The following is a 7,826-nucleotide window of genomic DNA, read 5'->3' as shown; positions in this document are numbered from 1 at the left end:
CACGAGGCCGGAGCAGAGCGCGGCGAGGCCGAGGCCCGACGCGGAAAAGGCGATGGTGCCGCCCGCTTCCAGTGCGGAGAGGATTTCGAGGCTGAGGAACCAGCCGGAAACATATCCCGCCATCCCTGCCAGCAGGCCGATGAGTACGGCCTCGAAGCAGAAGATGCCGAACACCCCGGACCTGGAAAAGCCAAGCGAACGAAGCAGCCCGATCTCGCGCACGCGCTCGTTCACCGAGGAGAGCATGGAGAGACCCACCGAGGCGCAGGCGATGAGCAGGATCACCACGCTCACGGCCAGCGCAAGACGCTCCACAAAGGTAATGGAATACATGCGTTGGCGGACCACCTGCTGCATGGCGGTCACGTCCGTGCCGGGTAGGGCCGAGGCCAGCTGGTGCACGATGTCCTCGATAGGACACCCGGCGCAGAGGGCGGCCACTTCGAGGAACGTGGCCTTTCCGGGCGTGCCTGCCAGCATCCCCGCAAAGCCGATGTCGGTGAGCAGCACGGCGTCGTCGTCGCTGCCCGTGGGCATGAGTACGCCGCTTATGCGGGCGGTGTGGCCATCTACCTGCACGGTGTCGCCCGGCGCAAGGCCGAGGCGTTCGGCGAGTTTCGATCCCGCCAGCAGTTCGGATCGGGTCTCGGGGTAGCGTCCCTTGACGCCCCAGTAGCCCTTGAGCTTTCGTTCGCGCTCCCAGTTCACGCCGATGAGCCCGACAGGGGTGTCGTTCAACCGGGCAAGGTGCACCAGTTTCGGGGCCACGACGCTGACGTTCTGGCGTAGCTCGATACTGTCGATGGCAGCCATGGAGCGTCCAACGTCAATCCGGTCTCCGCCGAAGCGCATGTCGCCCATGCTGAAGCCGCCATAGCTGACTGTCAAGGTTTCCGATTTTGGCGTGACGAGAATGTTGGCGCCGAAGGCGGTCAGCTTTTCCTCAAGGCTGTCACCCACGGCTCTGGACACGAGCGAAAGGGCGGTGATGGACATGGCACCCAGCGCGAAAACGCCGAGCAGCAGGGCGGACTTGACCCACTTGCGGCGGGCGTTGCGCCAGGGAATGGTGAGCAGGTTCATGGTGCGTCCCGGTTAGAGGAAATAGCGCATGCCCTCGAACAGGGCAGCTTCCTTGATGATCAGGTTTCCGTCTCGAACGGTGCGCTCAAGGGGAGCGGGGTTGCAGCCGCCCTTGACCTCGTTGATGCGGGTGGTGTGGAACTGCTGCCCGCAGTTGTTGCAGATCATGACGGCCCCCTGCTGGGAGTATCCCTTGCCTTCGCGCCAGCAGACGTCGCAGGCGTCAAAGGCGGCGCGCAGGACGCCGTCCGGGCTCTTTATGACAAAGAATTTTACTGTTTTTCCGGATGTTTCGTAGGAAAAGTGGTGCGCCTGGCCGTCCGAAACTTCCGCTGTGGGGATGGAAATGACGCCGTTCTCAGCGGTTACTGTATTGTCCTCGAACAGGCCGAAGAACGCGTATGCGTAGCCTGCGGTCAGGACAAGGGCGAAGGTCAGCGCGGTGGCTGCAAATCGTTTCATGGGTGTCTCCGTGTTTTTCATACCGCAGAGGTATACATTAAAGACGCGGCTGGCAAGTATCCGGGGCAAGGTTTTTTGCTATCGACCGGGAACGCGCACCATTCAAGGCTTGAGAAGGTGTCGGAAGGGGTTGGAGAACCCGGTTTTTTTGGCAAAAACCTTGACCTTTCCTAGTCTATCTGGAATATGAACTTGCATCATTTACGTGAGGATTTTCACAATTATCCTTGCCTGTCGCGACGTGATCAGAAGCTTTGGGGGAGGGTTTTGTTCATGCGCGGAATTTTTATTGTAGGAGCTGTCTGCAAGTATGAGTATGGAGGAACGCGTTGCTGCGGACCGAGCAGCCATCGCGGATAAATGGGTGGACGCCATCCTGGGGAGCTATCCCGAGGAGACCCGGCGCATCTGGAAGTCCGGGGGAGGGTTCAACAATCCCGTGGGCGAAACCATTGTCGGGTGTGTGGACGAGTTCATCGACCACCTGATCGCCTGGGATGATGCCGACGCCATGGCCGCCTCCCTCGACAGACTCATCCGAATCCGCTCCGTTCAGGAGTTCTCCCCGTCACAGGCGCTCAGCTTCCTGTTCATGCTCAAGAAAGTGCTGCGGGAAGCCTACTTCAAGGAAATGGAAAAGGCGGGCACGCTCGGCGAGCTGCTCCGCTTCGAGGCCAAGATCGACAACATGGTCATGATGGCCTTCGACATCTACTCCAAAACGCGTGAGCAAATCTTTGCCATGCGCGTCGACGAGGTCAAGCGCGCGCACCGGAACATCATTCGGCGCGCCAACTGCGTTTCGGACGTAACGGCCGGAAAGGCCGAGGAATAGAGGCGGTCTCCGCGAAGAGTTCGCGGGACCAAAATACAAGCGAGGTGACGGTAGATGAATGCTTTGTACTCACTCCTCTTCGTTTTTCTTCTGGTCTTCATCCCATTGTTCGGGGTGGGACTGGGGCACCTGAATACGATATTCGGTGTCTGTATCCCGATGACGGCGTTCGTCATCTTCATTCTGGGCTTTGCCTACAGGATCTTCAAATGGGGCAAGAGCCCGGTTCCTTTCAGCATCCCCACCACCGGCGGTCAGCAGTACGCCTATGACCCCGAAACCTTTAAACAGAGCAAGTGGGACAACCCCACCAACGGCTTCCAGACCTTCGTGCGCATGGCTCTGGAAATCCTGACCTTCCGCAGCCTGTTCCGCAACAGCTCGGCCTCGCTGCACGAAGTCAAGGGCGAACCCGTGGTGGCATACGCCTCCGCCAAGTGGCTGTGGCTGTTCGCCCTGCTGTTCCACTACAGCTTCCTGGTCATCGTGATCCGCCACCTGCGCCTGTTCCTCGAGCCCATCCCGTTCTTCGTGAACGGCGCCGAGTTCATGGACGGCATCCTGCAGATCGGAGCCCCGGTGCTGTATCAGTCCGACTTGCTGATCATTGCCGGTCTGCTTTTCCTGCTCTTCCGCAGGCTCGCGGACGCCAAGCTGCGCTACATCTCCCTGGTCAACGACTATTTTCCGCTGTTCCTGATCATCGGCATCGCGGCGTCGGGCATCTACATGCGTTACTACGCCAAGGTCGACGTCATCGCCATCAAGGAACTGACCATGGGTCTGGCCACCTTCAACTTCCACGTTCCCGCGAACATCGACGTGTCCTTCTACGTGCATGTCTTCCTCGTGAGCGTGCTGCTGGCCTACTTCCCGTTCAGCAAGCTGATGCACCTCGGCGGCGTGTTCCTGTCCCCGACCCGAAACATGCCCAACGACTCCCGCATCCGCCACCACGTGAACCCGTGGAACGATCCGAACATCAAGCCTCACTCCTACGAGGCCTATGAGAAGGACTTCGGTCCGATGATGGCCGAGGCAGGGCTGCCTCTGGACAATCCGGAAAACGCCAAGGGCACCGAAGAGGCCTAGGCCCGGTTTCGGACTGGTAAGCAATTTTAACGACTGGAGAGAGGAATATGGCTGTTCCCAAAGCTGACGAACTCTTCAAGAGCATAGACTACACTCCGCCGGCAACCGGCTGGATGGAAACCCCGGTGGATTTCTCGCCCGGAAACTGGTGCTACCCGGCTAAGCCGGAGATTCTGAAGAGCATCAATTTCCCCAACCCGCGCGAGTGGTCCCCGGAAGACGAGGACTGGAAACTGCCGCCGAACTGGCGCGACATCGTTCACCAGGGTTTCGTGGAAAGGCTCGAGAAGTATCGCTCCCTGAAACTGTTCATGGACATCTGCGTGCGCTGCGGCGCCTGCGCGGACAAATGTCACTTCTTCATCGGTTCCGGCGACCCCAAGAACATGCCCGTTCTTCGCGCCGAGCTGATGCGCTCCATCTACCGCAAGGACTTCACCCTGGCCGGGAAGATTCTGAGCAAGCTGACCGGCTCCCGCGTCATGGAAGAGGACGTGCTGAAAGAGTGGTTCATCTACTTCTATCAGTGCACCGAATGTCGTCGCTGTTCGCTGTTCTGCCCCTACGGCATCGACACCGCGGAAGTGACCATGATGGCGCGCGAACTGCTGCACCTCTGCGGCATCGGCATCAACTGGATCATGGAGCCCGTCTCCAACTGTAACCGCACCGGTAACCACCTCGGCATCCAGCCCCATGCATTCGCCGACATCGTCGAGTTCATGGTGGACGACATCGAGGAAGTCACCGGCGTGCGCGTCAAGGCCCCGCTCAACGAAAAGGGCCACGAGATCATCTTCATCACCCCTTCCGGTGACGTCTTCGCGGACCCGGGCATCTACACCTTCATGGGGTACCTGATGCTCTTCCACTACCTTGATCTCGACTACACCATGTCCACCTACGCATCCGAAGGCGGTAACTTCGGGCTCTTCACCTCTTCCGAGATGATGAAGAAGCTCAACGCCAAGATGTACGCCGAAGCCAACCGCCTCGGCGCCAAGTGGATCCTCGGCGGCGAATGCGGCCACATGTGGCGCGTGATCAACCAGTACATGGACACCATGAACGGCGACAATCAGGGTCCCCAGATGATCACCCCGAAGAACCCGGTGACCGGAACCGTGTTCCACAACGCCGCGGCTACCAAGATGGTGCACATCACGGAGTTCACCTCCGACCTGATGAAGCACGGCAAGCTGAATCTGGACCCGTCCCGCAACGACCATCTGCGGGTCACCTTCCACGATTCCTGCAACCCGGCGCGCGCCATGGGCCTTCTGGACGAACCCCGCTACGTCATCAAGAACGTCTGCAACAACTTCTTCGAGATGCCCAAGGGCACCATCCGCGAAGAGACGTTCTGCTGCGCCGGCGGTTCGGGCCTGAACACTGACGAAATCATGGAAATCCGCATGCGCGGCGGCCTGCCCCGCGGCAACGCCCTGCGCTACGTCCAGCAGAAGCACGACGTCAACATGATGGCCTGCATCTGCGCCATCGACCGTGCAACGCTGATACCCCTGGCGAACTACTGGGCTCCCGGCGTCGAGATTTGCGGCACTCACGAACTCGTGGGTAACGCGCTGATCCTTCCCGGTGAAGAACAGCGTACGATGGACCTCCGTCAGGAACCGCTCCCCGGTTTCGAGGACGAGGATGACGATTGGACTCCCCCGAACGCTTAGGAGGAAGTAAGCAATGCATTACGGTGGAAAAATCATCATTGGCCTGATCATATTCATCGGGCTGCTGCTTTCCCCCTTTGCCTTCAATATGGGGAAGGCCTACAAGCAGCCGAAGCTGAAGCTTCCGGCCAAGGAAAAGAAGTGTGTCGAGTCTCTGGAGTTCATGCGCACCAAGCACATGCAGCTTCTGGACGAGTGGCGTGACTGGGCTCTGCGCGACGGCAAGCGTGTCTACGTGAACCACGAAGGCAAAGAGTTCGAGATCAGCCTGCAGAACACCTGCATGGACTGCCACAAGAACAAGGCGGACTTCTGCGACAAGTGTCACAACGACGCCGGCGTCTCTCCCTACTGCTGGGACTGCCACATTCAGCCGGAGGGTCTGAAATAATGAAACAGAACAGAAGAAAGTTCATCAAGTTTGCCGGTGCCGCGGCAGCCGCCCTGTGCGTGGCCCCCAATGTGGCCAAGGCAGCCAGCGGCGGCCACGCAGCCCCGATCATGACCAACCCCAAGGGCCTCTCCGCCAAGCGTTGGGCCATGGTCATCGACACCACCAAGCTCAACACCGTGGAAGCTCTGCAGCCGCTCATCGATGTCTGCCACAAGATCCACAACGTCCCGAATATCGATTCGAATCAGGACGTCAAGTGGCTCTGGCCCGGCAGCTACGAGGAGACCTTCACCGAGCAGCTCAATCCGCATCTGGATGACGCCGTGAAGGGCCGTGCCTATGCGCTGCTGTGCAACCACTGCGACAACCCGCCCTGCGTGCGCGTGTGCCCCACCAAGGCCACCTTCAAGCGCCCCGACGGCATCGTGGCCATGGACTACCATCGCTGCATCGGCTGCCGCTACTGCATGGCCGGTTGCCCCTACGGCTCCCGCTCTTTCAACTTCAGCGAACCGCGCGAGCATTTCACTGAAGCCGAACTGAAGGAACTGGATCCGAAGTTCCCCACCCGCATGCGCGGTGTGGTTGAAAAGTGCAACTTCTGCGTCGAACGTCTGGCCAAGGGCGAACGCCCGGCCTGCGTCGAAGCCAGCAAGGGCGCCATGTACTTCGGCGATCTCAGCGATCCCGAGTCCGAAGTGCGTCAGGTGCTGCGCGAGAGGTTCACCCTGCGTCGCAAACCTACCGCCGGCACCGAGCCGAGCGTCTACTACATCATATAGGGGAGGACAGATATGCTTGAAAGAGCTTTGAAAGGTTCCCCGAGGTACTATGCATGGATCGGCTTTCTGATGGTCATCATCGCCATCGGCGGTGCTGTCTGGATCAACCAGCTCATGGTTGGTCTGAAAATCACCGGAATGAGCCGTGACGTATCCTGGGGATTCTACATCTCCCAGTTCACCTACCTCGTCGGTCTGGCGGCTTCCGGTGTGATGATCGTGCTTCCGTACTACTTCCATAAGTACAAGCCCAACAAGCACATGGTCATCTTTGGCGAATTCATGGCAATCGCAGCCTGTATCATGTGCCTGCTCTTCATCGTGGTCGACATTGGTCAGCCGCAGCGCATGCTCAACGTGATCCTGCACCCCACGCCGAACTCCATCCTGTTCTGGGACATGATCGTTCTCAACGGCTACCTGTTCCTGAACCTGCTCTGCGGCTGGGTCTGCCTCGAAGCCGACCGCATGCGTCTTCCGCATCCTAAGTGGGTGAAGCCCTTCATCATCATCTCGATTGTCTGGGCGTTCTCCATCCATACCGTGACCGCGTTCCTGTATCAGGGCCTGCCCGGCCGCCATTACTGGCTTACCGCCATTCTGGCGCCCGCTTCCTGGCAAGCGCGTTCTGCTCCGGACCGGCCATCCTGCTGCTGGTCATGAAGGCAACGGAAAAGTTCACCTCGTTCCAGATGCCCAAGAAGGCTATTTCCACGCTGACGAAGATCATCACCTACGCAATGGTCGTGAACATGTTCTTCTTCATGCTGGAAATCTTCACCGCCTACTACTCCAACCTGCCGGGGCATACGCACTCCATTACGTATCTCTTCGCAGGTGAACACGGCCATCACGAACTGGTTCCCTACATGTGGACCTTCATCATCTGCGCTGTCGCTTCGCTGGCTCTGCTGATTCCGCCGAAGCTGCGCAACAACATGAAGCTGCTGCCCTGGGCGCTCGGCCTGCTCATCCTCGCCACCTGGCTGGACAAGGGCCTCGGTCTGCTCATCGGCGGTTTCAACCCGACTCCGTTCGGAACCATCACTCCCTACTGGCCCACCGGTAAGGAACTGATCATCTCCGCCATGATCTACGCCATCGGCGCACTGGTTGTGACCGTGCTCTTCAAGATCGCCACCAGCGTGAAGGAAGACCTCGGACAGTCCCAGGCGCTGCCCTGCGGTTGCTCCTCCGAAGACGAGTGCGAATGCGCACCCGCCGAAGAAGCCGCCTAGATCAGCGGTTTACCGTCACCACCTCGAAGGCCCCGTTTCTCTTGAAACGGGGCCTTTTCTTTTTCATTTCTGGTCCTTCAGGGGCTTGCTTGCGGCGGCTTGAGGAGCACCGTTGAAATATGTTGCAGCATTGGGTGGATCGGCATGCCTGCGGGCGGTATAGTGATGGATTTCTTGCCCGCCTTCCGGCGGGAGGGACGGGAAGCGGGATCCGTTTTGTTGTGGGTTTCGGCCCACAAGCGGGCCGACCTT

The 7,826-nt window shown here is 59.3% G+C and carries 7 protein-coding genes and 1 pseudogene; 6 read left to right on the top strand and 2 right to left on the bottom strand.

The genetic code is table 11. The annotated features are described in order from the left end of the window. A partial coding sequence (locus tag JCM12178_RS16095; RefSeq protein ID WP_054652885.1) for an ABC transporter permease occupies positions 1 to 1,083 on the bottom strand: 1,083 nt, incomplete at its 3' end. Between the two features lie 12 nt (positions 1,084 to 1,095). Further along, positions 1,096 to 1,545, bottom strand: coding sequence for a DUF2318 domain-containing protein (locus tag JCM12178_RS16090; protein ID WP_054652883.1), 450 nt, complete (start codon positions 1,543 to 1,545; stop codon positions 1,096 to 1,098). Between the two features lie 310 nt (positions 1,546 to 1,855). On the opposite strand from JCM12178_RS16090, the gene JCM12178_RS16085 reads away from it, so the two are divergent. From JCM12178_RS16085 to dsrP, 6 genes and pseudogenes are all read left to right on the top strand, one after another. Beyond that, positions 1,856 to 2,380 carry an RsbRD N-terminal domain-containing protein gene (locus JCM12178_RS16085; protein WP_054652881.1) on the top strand — a complete coding sequence of 175 codons (525 nt, stop codon included), beginning with the start codon at positions 1,856 to 1,858 and terminating at the stop codon, positions 2,378 to 2,380. Positions 2,381 to 2,434: 54 nt separating this feature from the next. Further along, a complete protein-coding gene (gene dsrM / locus JCM12178_RS16080) occupies positions 2,435 to 3,472 on the top strand; it encodes a sulfate reduction electron transfer complex DsrMKJOP subunit DsrM (RefSeq protein ID WP_054652879.1) in 1,038 nt (345 codons plus the stop codon). Between the two features lie 47 nt (positions 3,473 to 3,519). Then, positions 3,520 to 5,160: a sulfate reduction electron transfer complex DsrMKJOP subunit DsrK gene (dsrK, locus tag JCM12178_RS16075; RefSeq protein WP_054652877.1), complete on the top strand. Its 1,641-nt coding sequence runs from the start codon at positions 3,520 to 3,522 to the stop codon at positions 5,158 to 5,160. 13 nt (positions 5,161 to 5,173) lie between these two features. Next, complete coding sequence (gene dsrJ, locus JCM12178_RS16070; protein WP_054652875.1) at positions 5,174 to 5,551, top strand: sulfate reduction electron transfer complex DsrMKJOP subunit DsrJ; 378 nt, start codon at positions 5,174 to 5,176, stop codon at positions 5,549 to 5,551. Beyond that, a complete protein-coding gene (gene dsrO, locus JCM12178_RS16065) occupies positions 5,551 to 6,336 on the top strand; it encodes a sulfate reduction electron transfer complex DsrMKJOP subunit DsrO (RefSeq protein WP_054652872.1) in 786 nt (261 codons plus the stop codon). Before dsrJ ends, dsrO begins: the two co-directional genes overlap by 1 nt. Before the next feature lie 12 nt (positions 6,337 to 6,348). After that, positions 6,349 to 7,574, top strand: a pseudogene (dsrP, locus tag JCM12178_RS16060) (sulfate reduction electron transfer complex DsrMKJOP subunit DsrP). The last annotated feature ends 252 nt before the right edge of the window (positions 7,575 to 7,826 follow it).

It is taken from the genome of Salidesulfovibrio brasiliensis JCM 12178, assembly GCF_001311825.1.
GTDB lineage: Bacteria > Desulfobacterota > Desulfovibrionia > Desulfovibrionales > Desulfovibrionaceae > Pseudodesulfovibrio > Pseudodesulfovibrio brasiliensis.
The sequence above is the reverse complement of the archived record's forward strand: the minus strand, read 5'-3'. Positions and strand labels throughout refer to the sequence as shown.

What these genes read in the sequence shown, in the direction of transcription:
- JCM12178_RS16090 (WP_054652883.1), bottom strand. Translation starts at nt 1,545, where the DNA reads ATGAAACGATTTGCAGCCACCGCGCTGACCTTCGCCCTTGTCCTGACC.
- JCM12178_RS16085 (WP_054652881.1), top strand. Translation starts at nt 1,856, where the DNA reads ATGAGTATGGAGGAACGCGTTGCTGCGGACCGAGCAGCCATCGCGGAT.
- dsrM (WP_054652879.1), top strand. Translation starts at nt 2,435, where the DNA reads ATGAATGCTTTGTACTCACTCCTCTTCGTTTTTCTTCTGGTCTTCATC.
- dsrK (WP_054652877.1), top strand. Translation starts at nt 3,520, where the DNA reads ATGGCTGTTCCCAAAGCTGACGAACTCTTCAAGAGCATAGACTACACT.
- dsrJ (WP_054652875.1), top strand. Translation starts at nt 5,174, where the DNA reads ATGCATTACGGTGGAAAAATCATCATTGGCCTGATCATATTCATCGGG.
- dsrO (WP_054652872.1), top strand. Translation starts at nt 5,551, where the DNA reads ATGAAACAGAACAGAAGAAAGTTCATCAAGTTTGCCGGTGCCGCGGCA.